At 28.5% G+C, this 404-nt stretch carries 1 protein-coding gene; it reads right to left on the reverse strand.

The window, feature by feature from the left end:
- Positions 1-404 (reverse strand): hypothetical protein (locus KQ878_RS03715; RefSeq protein ID WP_216567976.1); only part of this gene is annotated, 404 nt, incomplete at both ends.

Genomic DNA, 404 nt, shown 5'->3' on the forward strand with positions numbered 1-404 from the left:
ATAAAAGAATCTCTTAACTCCATATTCATCGATGTAATTTAGATAGATTGTTGGGTCAATAGCGTCATATAGAGCATCATTAAATGAACTAATAAAACTCTTAAATCCTTGTTTATAGTCGTTTATTCAATAAAATTGTTGTAATTCTTTGTTTTCTTTATCGTCTAATAGCTCAAGAAATGCTTTTAAAGGGCGTTGTGAGAGCAAAGTAAGAATCTGTTTGAATTGAATATAGTGTTTTAAAACTATTAAGTGTTTAGACGTTATATTTGAGTTCTGAATTGGTTTAAAAGGTGCTAAAATGAGTGGACTATTGTAAAACAATTGTGGTTCTCATAGTCTTTTGTCGAATGGTAGTCATTCATAATAGTTTTTTGGATATACACCAATAAAATCACTATCAT

The sequence above is a fragment of the Mycoplasma zalophidermidis genome (genome assembly GCF_018913985.1).
Lineage (GTDB): Bacteria > Bacillota_I > Bacilli_A > Mycoplasmatales > Metamycoplasmataceae > Mycoplasmopsis > Mycoplasmopsis zalophidermidis.